Below are 17,637 nucleotides of genomic sequence, written 5' to 3' on the forward strand. Positions count from 1 at the left end.
CGGACGCCTTAACAGGCGTGGTGCCCACCGGCCCAGCAGGTACCCTGTGCGGATGGGGAAGAAGAAGCTGCTCGCTGCAGCAGCCGTGGTGTCCGTTTCGTTGCTGCCGCTGACCGCCTGCCGGTCCGAACCTGATCCGCAGCAGGCGGCGGACAGCCTCGCCGCGGCCCTGTCCGGCTTGAACATCTCGCAGGAGTCCTTCAATTCCGACAGCGACACTCCTCCGGACCTCGAGCTGCAAAACATCACCGGCGGCCTGTCCAACCTGCCCAATCCCACCGTCACCGCCGGCGAAGTCAGCAAGCAGGACCCGGCAACGGCCTCCGTGGAGCTGGACTGGACCTGGGACCTGCCGGATACCGACGACGATTTCAGCTACACCACGACCCTCCGGCTCGACCGCGACGAGGACGCCGACGACGACCAGTGGCGGGCCCGCTGGCACCCTTCCCTCGTGCATCCGATGCTGGAGGACGGGCACGCCCTGCAGCTGCAGACCTACGGCGCCGATCGGGCGGACATCCTCGGCGGGGACGGGCAGCCGCTGGTGACGGACCGCCCGGTGTGGCGGGTGGGCCTGGACAAGTCCTCCCAGGGCCTGGACGTGCTCGACGTTTCCGCCCGGGCTCTCGCCGCCGAGCTCGGCCTGGACCCTGAGGCCTACGCCGCGCAGGTGGCCGCCAACGGCCCGCAGGCCTTTGTGGAGGCCATCGTATTGCGCCAGGACGAGGAGAACGCCGACATCGAAGCACGGATCTCGGACATCCCGGGTGCCGTGGCATTGCCCTCCACCCGTGAGCTGGCACCGACCCGCACCTTCGCCCGGACCCTGATCGGCAGCGTGGGAGAAGCCACGGCCGAGCTCATCGAAGAATCCGACGGTGCACTGCTGCCGGGCAGCCAGGTCGGCCTGTCTGGCCTGCAGCAGCAGTATGACGACCAGCTGCGCGGCATCGATGGGCGCGCTGTCGTGGTGACCCGCACCGACGGGACGCAGCCTGTGCTGCACCAGGTGGACCCGGTCGCCGGCACGCCGGTGCAGCTGACCCTCGACGCCCGGCTGCAGACCCTGGCCGAAGAGGTCCTGGCGGAGGAACCCTCGGCCTCGGCGATCGTCGCCATCCGCCCCTCGACGGGTGAGGTCCTCGCTGCGGCGAACGGGCCCGGCAGCGAGGGCCGGCAGACCGCGCTGCTCGGCCAGTACCCGGCGGGTTCGACCCTGAAGATCGCCACCTCGCTGGCCATGCTCCGCGGCGGCGCCACCGCCGATACCACCGTGCAGTGCCCGGCCGAGGTGAGCGTTGACGGGCGACGGTTCGGCAACGCCTCCACCTATCCGTCGGCCTTCGTGGGAGAGATTCCGCTGCGCCAGGCGTTCGCCCAGTCCTGCAACACGGCGTTCATCAACGCCGCCGACGAGGTCTCCCAGCAGCAGCTGGCCGACGCCGCCGCGGACCTGGGCATCGGCGTCGAGGCCCCGCTGGGTACGGGCGCCTTCTTTGGTGCGGTGCCGGCCGAGGCCGAGGGCACCGACCACGCCGCCTCGCTGATCGGACAGGGCCAGGTGCTGGTGTCTCCGCTCGCCATGGCGGTGGCCGCCGCATCCGTGGCGGCCGGCGAACGGGTGAGCCCGGCCCTGGTGCGGGCCGAGGGCCCTGCTGAAGCCGGCGGTGACGACGGCACCGACGCGCCGGCCGCGTCGAAACTGACGGCGGCCGAGGCCTCGGTGCTGCAGGACATGATGCGGGCCGTGGTCACCGACGGCGGCGGACAGGTCCTGCTGGACCTGCCCGGCGAGCCCGCCGGCGCCAAGACCGGCACCGCGGAGTTCGGCAGCGAAACGCCTCCCCGCACGCACGCCTGGTTCGCGGCGACCCAGGGCGACCTGGCCGCCGTCGTGTTCGTGGAGGAAGGCGAGCTGGGCTCGACGTCGGGCGGACCGCTGATGCGGGCGTTCCTGGCCGGGGCCGCCGGCTAGAAGCGCCCGTCCCGTCCCGGGTAGGCGGTGGCGCCGTACGGGGCCTGGCCGTACGTGCCCCGGTACTGCCCGTAGGGGGTGATCCCGGGCCGGTCGGTCGGCACGATGGCCTTGCCCAGCGGCATCAGCGAGACCGGGATCATCTTCAGGTTGGCGATGCCCAGCGGAATGCCGATGATGCTCAGGAACATCGGAATGGCCGTGGCGATGTGCCCCAGCGCAATCCAGATGCCGGCCACCAGGAGCCAGATGATGTTCCCCAGCGTGGAGAGCACCCCGGGGCCGCGGCCGCGGTCCACGATGGTGCGGCCGAACGGCCACAACGCATACGCCGCGATGCGGAACGACGCGATTCCGAAGGGAATCGTCACGATCAGCACGCAGCACACAATGCCGGCGGCGGCGTAGCCCAGGGCCAGCCAGATGCCGCCGAAGAGGAGCCAGATCACGTTCAGGATGGCGTTCATCCCCCCATTGTGGCCCGGAACCCCGGCCGGGACCATTCCCCCGGTGGCTACAATGAGGCCATGACGAGCCGCAATGATGCCCCGTTCACACTGTCCGTCAGCGAATGCTGGGAGTACCTGAGGGAGGCGGCCGTGGGCCGGCTTGCCGTGCTGGTCGACGGGCAGCCGGAGATCTTCCCGATCAACTTCGCGGTGGACCGCGGGTCGGTGGTCTTCCGCACGGCGTCCGGAACCAAGCTGGCCGGAGCCCTGGCGGGCGGTCCGGTGGCGTTCGAGGTGGACGGCCACGATGACCGGCTCGGTTCGGCCTGGTCAGTGGTGCTGAAGGGCACGGCCCGGCAGCTGGAGGCCATCGAGGAGGTCCTGGACTCCGACCAGCTGCCGATTTACCCGTGGCAGGACGGCGAAAAGAACCATTTTGTGCGCATTGAACCTGCACAGACGGACGGACGGCGCTTCATGATTGCGTCGTCTGCGCGCCGTCACATCGTGCAGCAGCGCGGGTCCCGGACGGAGTAGCCGGGACCCGATCAAAGGATCAGCTGCGGCGTTCGTTCGACGCCGGCGCCGTGGCACGGCGCGGGCCGCGCCGGGTACGGGCCGGAGCAGCCGCCGAGGGGGTCTCCGAGGTCCAGGTGCGGGGTCCGTTGCTCCGGGATCCACCGGCGGCACGGGCGGAGCCTGCCTCCGCGGGACGCCGTCCCCGGCCACCCTGGCGGGGGCCGTCGGCTGCCTGCTCGCGGTGGCGCTGCGGGCGGGCCTCCTCGGAGCCGCGGCCGGCACCCCGGCCGGCGGGAGCGGCAGCTGCGCCGCCGCGGCCGTTGCCGCTGCCGGTGCGGGCTGCGCGCTTGCGCTTGGCGTTGGCGCCGGTGGAGGAGCCGCCGCCCTGGCGGGGCAGCTTGGCGGCCAGCGCCTCGGCGCGGACGTGCGGAGCCACGGGGTCGGCCTTCTCGCCCACCAGTTCGGCAACCGCCGCGGAGGTATGGCTGGCCTGTTCCATGGCGACGTTCACACCGGCCGCCTTGAGCAGCTTCGTGACTTCACCCTTCTGCTCCGGCAGGGTCAGGGTGACGACGGTGCCGTCGGATCCGGCCCGGGCGGTACGGCCGGAACGGTGCAGGTAGGCCTTGTGCTCCGTGGGCGGATCGATGTGCACCACGAGTTCCACATCGTCCACATGCACGCCGCGGGCGGCAACGTCGGTGGCCACCAGCACGCGGACGTCGCCTGCGGCGAACTCGCCCAGGTTCCGGTCACGGGCGTTCTGGGACAGGTTGCCGTGCAGGTCCACGGCGGGGATGCCCTGGTCGGTGAGCCACTTGGCCATCTTGCGGGCGTGGTGCTTGGTGCGCATGAACATGATGCGCCGGCCGCGGCCGGAGGCCAGTTCCTTGACCAGCAGCTTCTTGGCGGTGGCGTCCTGAGTGAGGAACACCCGGTGTTCCATGGTGGTCACGGCGGCCTGCGGGTCGTCCACCGAGTGGGTCAGCGGGCTGTGCAGGTAGCGGCGGACCAGCTTGTCCACGCCGTTGTCCAGGGTGGCGGAGAACAGCAGGCGCTGGCCCTTTTCGGGGGTGCGGTCCAGCAGGCGCTTGACCACCGGCAGGAAGCCGAGGTCCGCCATGTGGTCGGCCTCGTCCAGGACGGTGACCTCGACGGACTCCAGGGACACGATGCCCTGCTTCATCAGGTCCTCAAGCCGGCCGGGGCAGGCGATGACGATGTCCACGCCGGCTCCGAGCGCCTTTTCCTGGCGGGCCTGGGAGACGCCGCCGTAGACCACGGTGGTGTTCAGGCCCAGGGCCTTGGCCAGCGGCTCGACGACGTTGTTGATCTGGTTCGCCAGCTCACGGGTGGGTGCCAGGACCAGGCCCAGCGGGCGGCCGCGCCGGCGGCGGGCGACGGCGCCTGCCTCGGCGAGCCGGGAGACCAGCGGGATCGAGAAGGCCAGGGTCTTGCCGGAGCCGGTGCGGCCGCGGCCGAGCACGTCGCGGCCGGCCAGGGTGTCGGGAAGGGTGCTCACCTGGATGGGGAACGCTTCGGTGATGCCCTGCTCGGCAAGGGTGTCGGACAGTGCCCCGGGCACGCCCAGGGAAGCAAAGGTGGTCATGAAGACGGAAAGCCACTTTCGGTTGGTGTCCCCGCGGCCGTTTGGCACGGGGTTCGCCGAAGAAAAATCAGACTGCGTCCACCGCGGGCCTGGCCATGGAGGCCGGCCGAACCGCGGGACGGAAGAGAGCGTTCATCGACGCCGGCTGTGCAGCGGAACGGTGATCCTTCGGCACAGCAACTTGCCCAGTGTAGCCCATTCCGGGGCCCTTCCCCGCATCGGCCCCTCCGGGCGGCCCGGCGTCCGGCAGCCGTCGGCCCGGTGTCCCGGCCCGGCCGCGGCGGAGGGCATCGCGCCTCGCTACCATGGGAGTGATGAGCACTGAACCCTCCCCCGACCGCTCCGGGCCGCCCCCCGGCCCCGCCGCCCCGGGCTACCGCACCCAGCCGGTGTCCTTTGTCCGCCGCGGCTCCAGGCTGCAGGGCCGCCGCCGGCAGGCCTGGGATGAGCTGGCCGACCGCTTCGTGATCGACGTCCCCCGGGTCCAGGCGGACACCTCCGTGGATCCCGCCTACGTGTTCGACGCCGAGGCGGCCTTCGGGCGCAAGGCCCCGCTCGTCGTCGAAATCGGTTCAGGCCTGGGCGAAGCCGTGGTCCACGCGGCCGCTGAGGATCCGGACCGGAACTACCTTGCGGTGGAGGTCTACCGCCCCGGCCTGGCGCACACCCTCCAGCGCATCGGGCAGCGCGGACTCACCAACGTGCGCGTGGTCCAGGCCAACGCCCCCGAGGTGCTCGGCACCATGCTGCCCGCGGCCTCCGTCGAGGAGCTGTGGCTGTTCTTCCCGGACCCCTGGCACAAGACCAAGCACCACAAGCGCCGGCTGGTGAAGCCCGGGTTCGATGAGCTCGCGGCCCGCGTGCTGGTCCCCGGCGGCCTCTGGCGGCTCGCCACGGACTGGTCCGACTACGCGGTGCAGATGCGCGAGGTCCTCGAGGCCTCCGCCGACTTCACCAACCTGCACGCCGGCGAGCGCGCCGGCACCGACAGCCCGCTGACCCGGGTGCAGGCCGAAGGCCTCGAAGGCCGGGACCCCTCGGACGACGTCGACACCCGCGGCGGGTGGGCACCCCGCTTCGAGGGCCGGATCCTCACCAGCTTCGAGAACAAGGCCCACCAGGCCGGCCGGCTGATCTTCGACCTGACCTTCCGCCGCCTGTAACCCACACCCTCCGCCACCCCATAGGACTTTTCCCCATGCCTGAACCGAGCGATGCACGCGTCGGCCTCTACATCGACTTCGACAACATCGTCATTTCCCGTTACCAGCAGCTGCACGGCAGGAACGCGTTCCAGCGGGACGGCATCCGCGACTTTGACCGGCACAGCCGCGACGCCGATCCGGACATCGCCGCCCGCCTCACCGCCGCCACCGTGGACTTCAACGCCATCATCGACTTCGCCGCCTCCTTCGGCACCCTGGTGGTCAACCGGGCCTACGCCGACTGGTCGGTGCCGGTCAACGCCAGCTACCAGCGCCAGCTGATGTCCCGGGCGGTGGACCTCACCCAGCTGTTCACCACCACCACGCGCGGCACCAAGAACGGTGCGGATATCCGGCTGGCCGTGGACGTGGTCGAAGACCTCTTCCGGCTGCCGGACCTCACCCACGTCATCATCGTCGCCGGGGACTCCGACTACATTGCCCTGGCCCAGAAATCCAAGCGGCTCGGCCGCTTCGTGGTGGGCATCGGCGTCGCGGGCTCCACCAGCACCTCCCTGGCCGCAGCGTGCGACGAGTTCGAGGACTATGACTCGCTGCCCGGCGTCGCGAAGGCGGAAACCGCTCCGCCGGCTGCCACCGGCAAGCCGGCGACGGCGGCGGCCCCCGACGCCGCCCGGGGCGCGGACAAGGCCCGGCAGCTGACCGCGGTGCCCATGTTCTCCCACATGGGCGATGTGGTGTTCGAGGACCCGGAGCCGGTCGAGGACATCGATCCGCAGACCCTGGCCACCGAGCTGCTCATGCGGGCGCTGAAGATCGCCCATGCCAAGGGCGACGCCGACGAATGGCTCAACACCGGCACGGTGAAGAACCAGATGCGCCGCATGGATCCCTCCTTCAACGAAAAGCCGCTCGGGTTCCGCTCCTTCACCGACTTCCTCACCTCCCACGGCGACCTCGTGGAGCTGAACGACGACGGCCCGCAGCGGCTGATCCGGCTGCGGCCGGAAGCCGCAGACCCGGGCCGCAGCTAGGAGGCCGCCGGAGCGCTCCGGCTGTCGGCTGCGCTCCGGCTGTCGGCTGCGCTCCGGCTGTCGACTGCGCTCCGACTGTCGAAATCCTCACCGAAGATGAGGCGACCTCTTGCGCCACACAACTTTGCAGTGCAAACTACTTTGCATGATCGAAGACACAGGCGGCGGGCTTCCCACCGACTCCGCAGCTTCCGCCCGCCCCTCCGCCCACTCCGCCCGCCGAGCGGCCGCCGACGAGGCGGGCCGCGAGACGCCCGGCACCCTTGACCTGCTCGCCGCGCTGGCCGTGGTGCAGGACGCCGAGCGTTCGGCCCGGCGCGACCTCACCGGCAACACGGCCCTGGTCTACCTCGTCTGGGGACTGACCTGGGTCTTCGGCTACGGCGCGCTCCAGGGCAGCAGGCATGGGTGGCTGCCGCTGGCGCCGGAGGCGGCGCTGGTGGTCCTCGGCGTGACGCTGGCGCTGGCGGCTGTTTTCACGGTGGTGGTCTTCGGGCGCAGCTCCCGGGGCATCCGCGGACAGTCATCCTTCCAGGGCGGCATGTACGGTGCGGCCTGGGCCCTCGGCTTCGCCGTCATGGGCGCCCTGGGCGCCGTCATCAACCGGGAGGTCGAGGACTTCTGGACACGGGGCCTGCTCATGAACGGCATCGCGGTGCTCATCGTCGGCCTGCTCTACATCACCGGCGGCACCACCTTCAACGACAGCGCGCAGTCCATCCTGGGCGTCTGGCTCCTGGTGGTGACACTCATTGCCCTGGTCGCCGGTTCCCCGCATTTCCTCACCGTGTTCCTCCTCCTGGGTGCGCCCGGCCTGTTGGCCGCGGCACTGGTGGAGCACCTGCGCACCCGCCGCCGGGGAGGGCCCGCGCATGCCTGAGCTTGACCCCGTCATCCACGCCGAATCCCGGCTGCGCGCCCTGACCATGCTGAACGAGGTCGGGGAGAACAACCGGATCGCCTTCACCAAGCTCCAGAAAATGCTGGACATGACGGCAGGCAACCTCTCCACCCACCTACGGAAACTGGAAAACGCCGGCTACGTCGAGGTCAGCAAGACCATCGAAGGCCGCACCCCGGCCACCTACGCGGGCATCACGCCGGAGGGCCGCGCGGCATACGCCCGGTACCGCAAAAACCTGCAGGACCTGCTGTCCGGCCTCAGCTAAGCCCGCCGTCCCCCGTCCATCGCACCCAGGAGCAGCCGCCCGTGAGCATCAACAAACCAGACCCCGATCCGCCGGAGATCCTCGCCGTCGCCCGCGGCGTCCACAAGTCCTACGGCTCGGTGACGGCGCTCTCCGGCGTCGACTTCGCAATCAGCGCCGGCGAGACCGTGGGCCTGCTGGGCCCCAACGGAGCCGGAAAGTCCACTCTGCTGAGCCTGCTGACCGGACTGCGCCAGCCGGACCGCGGAACGGTGGAGCTCTTCGGGCGGGATCCCAGGACTCCGCAGGCCCGCCGGGCCCTGGGCACCACGCCCCAGGCCACCTCGGTCCCTGCAACCCTGCGGGTGCGCGAGACCGTGGACTTCGTCGCGGCCCACTATCCCGACCCCGTTCCGACGGCGGAGCTGCTGGAGCGGTTCGGCCTCGCCGCGGCCGCCGGAAAGCAATGCGGCGGCCTGTCGGGCGGACAGCAGCGGCGGCTGCTGGTGGCCCTGGCCCTCGTGGGCCGGCCCCGGCTGGTGGTCCTGGACGAACCGACCACCGGACTGGACGTCGAGGCACGGGAGAACCTGTGGGAGCAGCTCGCCGCCTACCGGGCCGGCGGAGGAACCCTGCTGATCACCAGCCACTATCTGGACGAAATCCAGACCCTCGCGGGGCGGGTGGTCGTCGTCAATGACGGCGCGGTCATCGCCGACGGCAACGTGGACGAGATCCGCAGCCGGGTCAGCGTCAGCCGCGTATCCTTCCATACCTCCCTTTCCGCAGAGGCCTTCCGGACCTGGCCCGGCACCGCCGCCGTCAACGTCACGGCGTCCGGCGCCACCACCATCGTCAGCCATGACGCCGACGAAACAGTGCGCATGCTGGTCGGCAGGGGCGCCGACTTCCGCGGCCTGGAGGTCCACGCCGCCAGCCTGGAGGAGGCCTTCGTGGCCCTTACCCATTCCACCTCCGGCCGGGAAACGCCGCCGGCACCGGATGCCGGCACCCCGGCAGGACCCTCAGCGGAAAGGCACGTCGGATGAGCACCTCCCCTGCCCTGCAGAACAACAGCTCGCAGCTGCACCTGGTCCGTGTCCATACCCGGGCGCAGGTCCTGGAGCAGCTGAGGATTCCCGTGGCCGTGCTCTCCTCCACGGTCTTCCCCACCCTGGCGCTGGTGTTCTTTGTGCTGCCGCAGACCGCCGTGACCTCCAACCCGGTCGCCTCGCTGATGTCGATTGCCCAGCTGGCGGTGTTCGGCGTGATGAGCGCCTTCCTGTTCAACTACGGGATCGGAGTCGCGGAGGACCGGGCCAACCCGTGGAGCAGCTACGTGCGCACCCTGCCGGTCGGCGCGCTGCCGCCGACGGTCGCGCGGGCGCTCACCGCCATGATGTTCGCCTTCTTTGCCCTCATCCCCGTGTTGGTGGTGGGTGCCACGACGACGGCGGGCATGGACCTGTACACCGACGGAACCCTGCCCTGGTGGCGGGTGCCCCTGGCCGTGGGGGTCTGGCTGGTCTGCGGGCTGCCGTTCCTGTGCCTTGGCCTGCTGATCGGCTATCTCTGCACCTCAAAGGTGGCGATCGCTCTCACGCAGGTGGTGTTCTTTCCGCTCGCGTTCGCCGGCGGCATGATGCTGCCGCCGGAGATCTTCTCTCCGGGGCTGGACACGTTTTCGCGGTTCCTTCCCTCGCGGGCAGCGCGGGACCTGTCCGTGTCGGCCCTCTCCGGGGAACCGTTTGAACCGGCAGCGCTGGCCTGCTTCCTTGCCTGGACGCTGCTGCTGGGCGCCGGCGCGGTCTGGGCCAACCGGCGGGACCAGGGCCGGCGCTTCCGCTGACCGGCGCACCCGGGGTGCGGGCTCCGCCTCAGAGCGAGGCCGCGTAGCCGTTCGCGTAGTCCCGTGACTGGGGCTTGCCGGCCGGCAGCGCCCGCAGCCGGCTGTGCCGCTGGACCAGCGAGACCAGTCCCAGCGGTTTGAACGCCGCCGAGGCGGGCGGGCGCTGCCCGCGGGCCAGGGGCACGACGTCGCCGCCGAGCCCTGCGGCGAAGATCCTGCCCAGGTCCGGCTGGCGCTGCTGGGCCTGGTCGAGTTCGGCCGACAGCTCCTCCACCTGGGCGCGCAGCCCCCGAACCTCTTTTTCCAGCTCCATGATCCGCTTGATCCCCTCGAGGGAGACGCCCTCCTGGGAGAGCCGCTGGACCTGCCGGAGCATCTCGATGTCGCGCTGCGAGTAGCGGCGGGCGCGGCCCGGTGCCCGCGACGGGCTGACGATGCCCATCCGGTCATACTGCCGGAGGGTCTGCGGGTGCATCTCCGCCAGCTCGGCCGCGACCGAGATGACGAAGATCGGCGCGTTTGCGTCGATGGCCACAGGATCCTCCTTTACGACGTCGGCTGTGGGGTGTGATCAGTGATCATAGGTCAAAGCGCCGGTTCCCGGGCGGAAGCCGGTTCCGGACTCACAGGCGTGCCTTGGCCGCCAGGGAGGCCCGGGGGTTCTCGCCCGTGGTGGCCCGGGCGAAGGCCTCGACGGCATCCTTCGCCTCCTTGCTCAGGTTCTGCGGGACCGCGACGTCCACGGTGACCAGCAGGTCGCCGGTGGCCTTGGCGGTCTTCACTCCGCGCCCCTTCACCCGCAGCGTCCGGCCCGACGGCGTTCCCGCCGGCACGCGCAGCCGCACGGTGTCTCCGCTGAGGGTGGGCACCTCGATGGTCGCGCCGAGCGCGGCCTCGGGGAAGCTCACCGGAACGTGGATGCGGATGTCGTTGCCGTCGCGCTTGAAGAAGTCGTGCGGCGTCACGTGGACGGTGACCATGAGGTCGCCTGCGCCGGCGGGCCCGGGCTGGCCCTTGCCCCGGACGCGGATGGTCTGGCCGTCCCTGACGCCGGCCGGAACACGCACCTCGATGACTTCGCCCGAGGGCTCCCGCAGGCCGATGACCGTGCCGTTGATGGAGCCGGCGAAGGAAATCGTGGTGGTCGCCGTCCGGTCCGCGCCCTTGGTGGGCGGAGCCTGGCCGAAGCCGCCACCGAAGCCTCCGCCGCCGCCGAAGAGGTCGGCGAACTCCGGCGGGATGTTGCTGCCGCCGGTGCTGAAGGTGGTGCGCCGGGAGCCTCCGCGCGGCCCGGCGCCCTGGCCGAACAGGCCGCCGAACAGGTCCTCGAACCCGCCGGCTCCCGCTCCTGCGCCCGGTCCGCCGGCACCGCCGGCGCTGAAGCGGGCGCCGCTGCCCATGGCACGGATGGCGTCGTACTGCTGGCGTTCCTCGGCGTCGGAAAGGACCGAATAGGCCTCGGAGACGTCCTTGAACATGCGTTCCGCGGAGGCGTCGTTCTGGTTCTGGTCCGGGTGGTACTTCCGGGCCAGCTTCCGATATGCCTTTTTGATGTCCGATTCGGAGGCATCCTTGGGGACGCCCAGAATCTTGTAGAAATCCTTGTCGACCCAGTCCTGGCTAGCCAATGGCGTCCCTTTCTCGTTCCAGTCTCCAGTCCGTGCCCGGCGGGGCACGGAAGGCCCGGGGCGCCTGCCGCCCCGGGCCCTGCCGCTACTGCTCCGGTACTGAGACCACAACCTGGGCCGCGCGCAGCACGCGGTCCCCGGCCTTGTAGCCGATCCGCAGGATCTGCGTCACGGTGTCGGACTGCACGTCCGCGCTCTGCTGCTGCATCAGCGCCTCGTGGATGTTCGGATCGAACTCGACTCCGGTCTCGTCGATCCGGGTCAGCCCGAACGTGCCCAGCGCGCTCTCCAGCTTCTTGGCGATCGCGGCGAAGGGCCCCTCCGCCAGGTCGCCGTGCTGCCGGGCGGCCTCGATGTCGTCCAGGGTCGGCAGGAGGGCGTTGATCACGCCGATCACGGCCATCTCCCGGGCGACGTCGCGGTCACGCTCCACCCGCCGGCGGTAGTTCACGTACTCGGCCTGCAGGCGCAGCAGGTCCCCGCGCAGCTCCTCCGCCTCCGGGGAGCCGGCCGCCTGCGGGGCGTCCGGAACCTCGGCGCTGTTCAGGATCTGCTCCGCCTGCGACAGGGCGTCACCGTCAGCCCCCTGGCCCGGTGCGGGGTTCTCCGCACCGGCCGGCTGCGAGGCCGCGTCGTCAGGGGTGCCGCGGGGCTCGTCGGAACCCGGCTCCGGGTTCGCGCCGTTGTCCTGCGCCATGGCTACTTCTTCTCTTCGTCGTCGACGACTTCGGCATCCACGATGTCCTCATCGCCTGCGGACGCGGAATCCGTTCCGGCTCCGGCGCCGCCGGCGGCACCGGCGCCCGGGGCGTCGGCCTGTGCGGAGGCGTAGATCGCTTCGCCGAGCTTGGTCTGCGAGGCCTGCAGCTTGTCGAAGGCGCTCTTGACCTCGTCATCGTTGTCGGTTCCGGCGAGGGCCGTCTTCAGGGCGTCGACGTCGGCCTTGACCTCGGTCTTGACGTCCTCGGGCAGCTTGTCGTCGTTGTCCGTGAGCAGCTTGTCCACGGAGTAGGCCAGCTGCTCGGCGGAGTTGCGGACGTCGGCTGCCTCGCGGCGCTTCTTGTCCTCGGCTGCGTGCTCCTCGGCCTCGCGGACCATGCGGTCGATGTCCTCCTTGGAGAGCGAGGACCCGCCGGTGATGGTCATGGACTGCTCGGCGCCGGTGCCCTTGTCCTTGGCGGACACGTGCACGATGCCGTTGGCGTCGATGTCGAAGGTGACCTCGATCTGCGGGACGCCGCGCGGCGCCGGGGCGATGCCGGTCAGCTCGAAGGTGCCCAGCGGCTTGTTGTCGCGGGTGAACTCGCGCTCGCCCTGGAAGACCTGGATCGCCACGGACGGCTGGTTGTCGTCGGCGGTGGTGAAGGTCTCGCTGCGCTTGGTCGGGATGGCCGTGTTGCGCTCGATCAGCTTGGTCATCACCCCGCCCTTGGTCTCAATGCCCAGGGACAGCGGGGTGACGTCGATCAGCAGCACGTCCTTGCGCTCGCCCTTCAGCACGCCGGCCTGCAGGGCTGCGCCCACGGCCACGACCTCGTCGGGGTTCACGCCCTTGTTCGGCTCCTTGCCGCCGGCCAGCTGCTTCACCAGCTCGGACACGGCGGGCATGCGGGTGGAACCGCCCACGAGGATGATGTGGTCGATGTCGGAGACCTTGATGCCGGCCTCGGAGATGACGTCGTTGAACGGCTTCTTGGTGCGGTCCAGCAGGTCCTTGGTCAGGTCCTGGAACTTGGCGCGGGAGAGGTGCTCGTCCAGGTGCACCGGCCCCTCGGGGGTGACCGAGAGGTACTGCAGGGAGATGTTGGTGGAGGTCGCGGAGGAGAGCTCCTTCTTGGCCTGCTCTGCGGCTTCCTTCAGGCGCTGCAGGGCGATCTTGTCCTTGGACAGGTCCGCGCCCTTGGCCTTGGCCTGGCCCAGCAGATAGTCAACGATGCGCTGGTCCCAGTCGTCGCCGCCGAGGCGGTTGTCGCCGGCGGTCGCGCGGACCTGGATGGTGGAGAAGTCGTCCTCGTCCTTGCCCACTTCGAGCAGGGACACGTCGAACGTGCCGCCGCCGAGGTCGAAGACCAGGATCAGCTCGTCTTCCTTGCCCTTGTCCAGGCCGTAGGCCAGGGCCGCGGCGGTGGGCTCGTTGACGATGCGCAGCACGTTCATGCCGGCGATCTCGCCGGCTTCCTTGGTGGCCTGGCGCTCGGCGTCGTTGAAGTAGGCCGGAACGGTGATCACCGCGTCGGTGACCTTCTCGCCGAGGTAGGCCTCGGCGTCGTTCTTCAGCTTCATGAGGATGCGGGCCGAGATCTCCTGCGGCGTGTACTTCTTGCCGTCGATCTCCTTGGACCAGTCGGTGCCCATGTGGCGCTTGACGGAGGAGATGGTGCGGTCGATGTTGTTCACGGCCTGGCGCTTGGCGATCTCGCCGACCAGGACCTCGCCCGACTTGGCGAAGGCCACGACCGACGGGGTGGTGCGGCCGCCTTCGGCGTTGGCGATGACGGTGGGCTCGCCGCCTTCGAGGACGGAGACCACGGAGTTGGTGGTGCCGAGGTCGATACCTACTGCACGTGACATATTGCTTCCTCTTTCCTTGGGAAAACGTCGCCTGCCGGCCCGAAGCCCGGCAAGTCTTGAGCGTTCTGCACTCAACTTTACCGAAGCGGCGGTGAATGTCAACAAACTTGAGCCGAGCACGCTCAAGTTGTCGTCGGCCCCTTGACGGAGGATGACGTGCCGTTACCGGACCATGGCCGCAGCCGCCGGCCCGGCGTAGGGTCCTGTTCATGCCTCAGGAAACGTACTCGCACGGTCATCACGAGAGCGTGGTCCGCACGCACGCGGGCCGGACGGCGGAGGATTCCGCCGCCTACCTGCTGCCCCTCCTATCCCCCGGAATGGACCTGCTCGACGTCGGCTGCGGCCCGGGCAGCATCACGCTGGGGCTGGCCCGGGCCGTGGCTCCGGGCATGGCCACCGGGCTTGACGCCTCGGAGGAGGTCGTGGGCCTGGCGGCCCTGGCCGCAGCGGAGCGGGGCGTGGAGAATGCCCGCTTCCGCGCCGGAGACGTCTACGAGCTGCCCTGGCCGGATGCATCGTTCGACGTCGTCCACGCCCACCAGGTGCTGCACCACCTTGCGGACCCGGTGGCGGCGCTGCGGGAGATGAGGCGCGTGACGCGCCCCGGCGGCCTCGTTGCCGTGCGCGAGGCGGATTTCTCCGCCATGTCCTGGTACCCGCAGCTGCCGGAACTGGACGAATGGATGGACCTGTACCAGCAGATTGCCCGCGGCAACGGCGCCGAGCCCGACGGCGGCCGGAGGCTGCTGGGCTGGGCGCTGGCCGCCGGCTTCACCGACGTCGAGCCCTCCGCCTCGAATTGGCTGTACGCCACCCCGCAGCGGCGCCGGGAGCACGGCGGGTCCTGGGCCGAGCGGGTGCTGCACTCCGCGTTCGCCGAACAGGCGCTGCAGCGGAACCTGGCCGACCGGCCGGCGCTGGAGCGGATCAGCGCCGGGTGGCGCAGCTGGGCCGAGGATCCGGCAGGCTGGTTCCTGATGCCTTCGGCCGAGGTCCTGGCCCGGGCCTGATCCCCTGCGCCTGCCTCCTGTACCCCGGCCTCCTGTACCGGGGCGCATCCCTCGCTAGGCTGGAGGAATGTACCGCATCGAGGTGGTCTGCACCGGCAATGTCTGCCGCTCCCCCATATCCGAGCTGGTGCTGCAGCGCGCCTTCGCCGAGGCCGGGCTCGCGGACCGCGTTGCGATCACCTCGGCGGGCCTGGCCGCCTGGGATCCGGATGAACCCATGGATCCGCGCAGTTCCGCGGTGCTGCTGCGCAACGGCTTCTCCGAGGACCAGATCACCGGATTTGTCGCCCGCCCGTTCCGTCAGGAGCGGATCCCCGTCCTTGACCTCCTGCTGGCCCTGGACCGCGGCCATGAGGACCGGCTGCTCGCCTGGGCGCCGCCGGAACACCGGAGGCGGGTCCGTCTGCTGCGCTCCTTCGACCCCGCCGCCGCCGGCCTGCCCCGCGAGGAGCTGGATGTCCCCGATCCCTGGTTCGGCGAGGACGTGGATTTCGACGCCGCGTACGCCCTGATCGAGGCGGCCGCCCCGGGAGTGGTCGCCGCAGTGCGCAGCGAGCTCCAGGCATGAGCCGCAGGCGTCCCGTCCTGGCGGCGGTCGACGGGTTCTCCGGGGCAGGCAAGTCGAGCCTGGCCGATGAACTGATGATCGCCCTTGCGCAACGCGGAGTTCCCGCCGCCCTGTTTCGGCTGGAGGACATCTACCCCGGCTGGGACGGCCTCGCAGCAGGGATGGACTGCTACCGCCGCCTGGTGCTCGAGCCCCTGGCCGCGGGCCGGCCAGCCCGCTGGCGGGCCTGGGACTGGGACGCCGGCACCTGGGGCGCCGAACGGATCACCGAACCGGCCGCCGTCGTGCTCTGCGAGGGGGTGGGGGCCTTCCACGCCGCCGCCCGCCCGCTGCTGGATGCGGGCATCTGGCTGCAGGCCCCGGCCGGGCTCCGCCGTCGTCGCGCCCTGGCCCGGGACGGCGACACCTACGCACCGCACTGGGAGCGCTGGGCCGCGCAGGAACGCGCCTGGGCCGCCTCCGACGACGCGGCGGCGGCTGCGGACCTGGTGCTCGACGGCGGTGCGGCAGGCAACGCCGCGGCGGTCCTGGCCCTGCTGGCCGGCACCGGCCCCGGGACCGCGCCGACCCCGGGGGTTACTGCAGGGTGGCGGTAAGCCGCGCCACGTTGTCCACGTAGCGTTCCAGCAGGGGCCGGTTCCGCCAGTCCTCCAGATGCAGTTCCTTCGACAGGCTCCGGTAGGTGTCCTCCACCCGGCGCATCTGTTCGACGATCCCGCCGCCGAACATCATCAGCGAGACCTCCAGGTTCAGCGAGAAGGAGCGCATGTCCATGTTGGAGGAGCCCAGCACCGCCACCTCATCGTCCACGGTGAAGTGCTTGGCGTGCAGGACCAGCGGCTTCGGGTACTGGTAGATCCGGATCCCGGCCTCCAGCAGCACCTCGTAGTAGGAGCGCTGCGCATGGTCCACCAGGAACTGGTCGCCCTTCTCGGACACGAACAGCTCCACCTGCACCCCGCGCTGGGCCGCGGTGGTGATCGCGTACAGCAGCGAGTCGTCCGGCACGAAGTAGGGGCTGGTGATGGAGATCCGCTCCGAGGCCGAATAGATCAGCGACGTGAACAGGCGCAGGTTGTTCTCGGTGGTGAACCCGGGCCCGCTGGGCACCACCTGGCAGGTGACCCCGCCCGGCGCGGACTCCCATTCGTATAGGCTGAGCTCCCGCTCCAGGTTCTCGTCGGTCTCGGCGTTCCAGTCCGTGGCGAACACGACGTTCAGCTCATCGACCACGGGGCCTTCGAGCCGGGTCATCAGTTCCACCCAGCGGCGCCCGATCCGGTGGTTGGCGCGCTTGCGGTAGCCCGGTTCAATGAGGTTCTGCGAGCCGGTGAATCCGATCCTGCCGTCCACCACCATCAGCTTGCGGTGGTTGCGCAGGTCAGGCCGGCGCCAGTTGCCGCGGGTGGGCTGGATCGGCAGCATCCGGTGCCACTGGATGTCGGAGTTCCTGAGCTGGCGCAGCAGCTGCCGGTATCCGTGGATCCGCAGCGTGGCGATGTGGTCGAAGAGCAGGCGGACCCGGACCCCGCGGGCGGCGGCCTCGGTGAGGGCGGTAAAGAACTCACGCGTCTCGTCGTCGTAGCTCATGATGTAGAACTCAACGTGCACATGCTTGTCCGCGCCGCGGACGGCGGCGGTCATGTCCCTGATGCTCTGCCGGTAGTCCCGCTGCAGGGTGACCCGGTTGCCGTCGAGGGTGGGCAGCGAGCCCAGCCGGCGGTTCAGTTCCGCGGCGGAGAGGACCCATTCCGGGCCGGCGTAGCTGCTGCCTTCAGCCTCGAGTTCGCGGGTGTTCTCACGCACCGCCCGGTTGATCTCGGCCTGCCGCCGGACACGTGAATCGTTCAGCCGGTTGTTGCCGAACAGGGCGAAGATGATGATTCCCGGGATGGGGAGGAAGAAGATCGCCAGCAGCCAGGCCATGGCCGTCGTCGGCCGGCGGTTGCCGGGCACCACGCCCAGCGCCACGATCCGGATGCCGAAATCGATGATCGTCAGAATCGTCGCGATCCACCCGGGGGGGCTAATCGTCCACCACACAGCTTGCTCCCTCCGGCACCTGCCTCTGATCAAGACTAGTGGACGTGCCGGCCCGTCCGGCC

Annotated in this window: 18 protein-coding genes; 11 read left to right on the forward strand and 7 right to left on the reverse strand. The window is 70.3% G+C overall.

Translation table 11 applies throughout. From position 1 onward, the window contains the following. Positions 1-52 precede the first annotated feature (52 nt). The gene (locus AC5RV6_RS03280; RefSeq protein WP_494005842.1) at positions 53-1,978 is read left to right on the forward strand and encodes a penicillin-binding transpeptidase domain-containing protein; all 1,926 of its coding nucleotides are present in this window, start codon (positions 53-55) and stop codon (positions 1,976-1,978) included. On the opposite strand, the gene AC5RV6_RS03285 is transcribed toward AC5RV6_RS03280, so the two are convergent. After that, a complete protein-coding gene (locus AC5RV6_RS03285) occupies positions 1,975-2,445 on the reverse strand; it encodes a YccF domain-containing protein (RefSeq protein WP_494005843.1) in 471 nt (156 codons plus the stop codon). The genes AC5RV6_RS03280 and AC5RV6_RS03285 overlap by 4 nt on opposite strands. A gap of 60 nt (positions 2,446-2,505) precedes the next feature. Between AC5RV6_RS03285 and AC5RV6_RS03290 the strand changes: the two genes are divergently transcribed. Further along, positions 2,506-2,964, forward strand: a complete 459-nt coding sequence (locus AC5RV6_RS03290; RefSeq protein ID WP_494005844.1) for a pyridoxamine 5'-phosphate oxidase family protein — start codon at positions 2,506-2,508, stop codon at positions 2,962-2,964. Positions 2,965-2,983: 19 nt separating this feature from the next. Here the strand turns inward: AC5RV6_RS03290 and AC5RV6_RS03295 are convergent, their stop codons facing one another. Then, positions 2,984-4,555, reverse strand: a complete 1,572-nt coding sequence (locus AC5RV6_RS03295) for a DEAD/DEAH box helicase (RefSeq protein WP_494005845.1) — start codon at positions 4,553-4,555, stop codon at positions 2,984-2,986. 314 nt (positions 4,556-4,869) lie between these two features. On the opposite strand from AC5RV6_RS03295, the gene trmB reads away from it, so the two are divergent. The 6 genes from trmB to AC5RV6_RS03325 all read left to right on the forward strand — a co-directional run bounded on the left by trmB (position 4,870) and on the right by AC5RV6_RS03325 (position 9,752). Next, on the forward strand, positions 4,870-5,718 hold the full coding sequence (trmB, locus tag AC5RV6_RS03300; RefSeq protein WP_494005846.1) for a tRNA (guanosine(46)-N7)-methyltransferase TrmB: 849 nt from the start codon (positions 4,870-4,872) through the stop codon (positions 5,716-5,718). Between the two features lie 35 nt (positions 5,719-5,753). Beyond that, positions 5,754-6,755, forward strand: coding sequence for an NYN domain-containing protein (locus AC5RV6_RS03305; protein WP_494005847.1), 1,002 nt, complete (start codon positions 5,754-5,756; stop codon positions 6,753-6,755). A gap of 145 nt (positions 6,756-6,900) precedes the next feature. Beyond that, positions 6,901-7,635 (forward strand): hypothetical protein, encoded by a 735-nt coding sequence (locus AC5RV6_RS03310; RefSeq protein ID WP_494005848.1) that lies wholly within the window; start codon positions 6,901-6,903, stop codon positions 7,633-7,635. After that, complete coding sequence (locus AC5RV6_RS03315; protein WP_494005849.1) at positions 7,628-7,924, forward strand: transcriptional regulator; 297 nt, start codon at positions 7,628-7,630, stop codon at positions 7,922-7,924. Before AC5RV6_RS03310 ends, AC5RV6_RS03315 begins: the two co-directional genes overlap by 8 nt. Positions 7,925-7,965: 41 nt before the next feature. Next, complete coding sequence (locus tag AC5RV6_RS03320; protein ID WP_494005850.1) at positions 7,966-8,952, forward strand: ABC transporter ATP-binding protein; 987 nt, start codon at positions 7,966-7,968, stop codon at positions 8,950-8,952. After that, the gene (locus AC5RV6_RS03325) at positions 8,949-9,752 is read left to right on the forward strand and encodes an ABC transporter permease (RefSeq protein WP_494005851.1); all 804 of its coding nucleotides are present in this window, start codon (positions 8,949-8,951) and stop codon (positions 9,750-9,752) included. The genes AC5RV6_RS03320 and AC5RV6_RS03325 overlap by 4 nt, the downstream gene beginning before the upstream one ends. A 28-nt stretch (positions 9,753-9,780) precedes the next feature. Here the strand turns inward: AC5RV6_RS03325 and AC5RV6_RS03330 are convergent, their stop codons facing one another. From AC5RV6_RS03330 to dnaK, 4 genes are all read right to left on the reverse strand, one after another. Next, positions 9,781-10,287, reverse strand: a complete 507-nt coding sequence (locus tag AC5RV6_RS03330; protein WP_494005852.1) for a heat shock protein transcriptional repressor HspR — start codon at positions 10,285-10,287, stop codon at positions 9,781-9,783. Between the two features lie 88 nt (positions 10,288-10,375). Further along, a complete protein-coding gene (locus tag AC5RV6_RS03335; protein ID WP_494005853.1) occupies positions 10,376-11,380 on the reverse strand; it encodes a DnaJ C-terminal domain-containing protein in 1,005 nt (334 codons plus the stop codon). An 85-nt stretch (positions 11,381-11,465) separates the two neighbouring features. Beyond that, positions 11,466-12,077, reverse strand: a complete 612-nt coding sequence (locus tag AC5RV6_RS03340) for a nucleotide exchange factor GrpE (RefSeq protein WP_494005854.1) — start codon at positions 12,075-12,077, stop codon at positions 11,466-11,468. A gap of 2 nt (positions 12,078-12,079) precedes the next feature. Next, the gene (gene dnaK, locus AC5RV6_RS03345) at positions 12,080-13,951 is read right to left on the reverse strand and encodes a molecular chaperone DnaK (protein ID WP_494005855.1); all 1,872 of its coding nucleotides are present in this window, start codon (positions 13,949-13,951) and stop codon (positions 12,080-12,082) included. A 209-nt stretch (positions 13,952-14,160) separates the two neighbouring features. Between dnaK and AC5RV6_RS03350 the strand changes: the two genes are divergently transcribed. The 3 genes from AC5RV6_RS03350 (at position 14,161) to AC5RV6_RS03360 (ending at position 16,128) form a co-directional block, all read left to right on the forward strand. Further along, positions 14,161-14,964, forward strand: a complete 804-nt coding sequence (locus AC5RV6_RS03350; protein WP_494005856.1) for a class I SAM-dependent methyltransferase — start codon at positions 14,161-14,163, stop codon at positions 14,962-14,964. A gap of 67 nt (positions 14,965-15,031) precedes the next feature. Continuing rightward, entirely contained in the window at positions 15,032-15,532 is a 501-nt protein-coding gene (locus AC5RV6_RS03355) for a low molecular weight protein-tyrosine-phosphatase (RefSeq protein WP_494005857.1), read from the forward strand. Beyond that, positions 15,529-16,128 (forward strand): nucleoside/nucleotide kinase family protein, encoded by a 600-nt coding sequence (locus AC5RV6_RS03360; RefSeq protein WP_494005858.1) that lies wholly within the window; start codon positions 15,529-15,531, stop codon positions 16,126-16,128. Before AC5RV6_RS03355 ends, AC5RV6_RS03360 begins: the two co-directional genes overlap by 4 nt. Here the strand turns inward: AC5RV6_RS03360 and cls are convergent. Continuing rightward, entirely contained in the window at positions 16,109-17,575 is a 1,467-nt protein-coding gene (cls, locus tag AC5RV6_RS03365) for a cardiolipin synthase (protein ID WP_494005859.1), read from the reverse strand. The two genes, AC5RV6_RS03360 and cls, sit on opposite strands and share 20 nt — an antisense overlap. Between the last annotated feature and the right edge of the window lie 62 nt (positions 17,576-17,637).

Source organism: Arthrobacter saudimassiliensis (genome assembly GCF_059090665.1).

Bases quoted from the DNA above. Each gene is read 5' to 3' on its own strand.
- AC5RV6_RS03280 (WP_494005842.1), top strand. From the start codon at position 53: ATGGGGAAGAAGAAGCTGCTCGCTGCAGCAGCCGTGGTGTCCGTTTCG.
- AC5RV6_RS03285 (WP_494005843.1), bottom strand. From the start codon at position 2,445: ATGAACGCCATCCTGAACGTGATCTGGCTCCTCTTCGGCGGCATCTGG.
- AC5RV6_RS03290 (WP_494005844.1), top strand. From the start codon at position 2,506: ATGACGAGCCGCAATGATGCCCCGTTCACACTGTCCGTCAGCGAATGC.
- AC5RV6_RS03295 (WP_494005845.1), bottom strand. From the start codon at position 4,555: ATGACCACCTTTGCTTCCCTGGGCGTGCCCGGGGCACTGTCCGACACC.
- trmB (WP_494005846.1), top strand. From the start codon at position 4,870: ATGAGCACTGAACCCTCCCCCGACCGCTCCGGGCCGCCCCCCGGCCCC.
- AC5RV6_RS03305 (WP_494005847.1), top strand. From the start codon at position 5,754: ATGCCTGAACCGAGCGATGCACGCGTCGGCCTCTACATCGACTTCGAC.
- AC5RV6_RS03310 (WP_494005848.1), top strand. From the start codon at position 6,901: ATGATCGAAGACACAGGCGGCGGGCTTCCCACCGACTCCGCAGCTTCC.
- AC5RV6_RS03315 (WP_494005849.1), top strand. From the start codon at position 7,628: ATGCCTGAGCTTGACCCCGTCATCCACGCCGAATCCCGGCTGCGCGCC.
- AC5RV6_RS03325 (WP_494005851.1), top strand. From the start codon at position 8,949: ATGAGCACCTCCCCTGCCCTGCAGAACAACAGCTCGCAGCTGCACCTG.
- AC5RV6_RS03340 (WP_494005854.1), bottom strand. From the start codon at position 12,077: ATGGCGCAGGACAACGGCGCGAACCCGGAGCCGGGTTCCGACGAGCCC.
- dnaK (WP_494005855.1), bottom strand. From the start codon at position 13,951: ATGTCACGTGCAGTAGGTATCGACCTCGGCACCACCAACTCCGTGGTC.
- AC5RV6_RS03350 (WP_494005856.1), top strand. From the start codon at position 14,161: ATGCCTCAGGAAACGTACTCGCACGGTCATCACGAGAGCGTGGTCCGC.
- AC5RV6_RS03355 (WP_494005857.1), top strand. From the start codon at position 15,032: ATGTACCGCATCGAGGTGGTCTGCACCGGCAATGTCTGCCGCTCCCCC.
- AC5RV6_RS03360 (WP_494005858.1), top strand. From the start codon at position 15,529: ATGAGCCGCAGGCGTCCCGTCCTGGCGGCGGTCGACGGGTTCTCCGGG.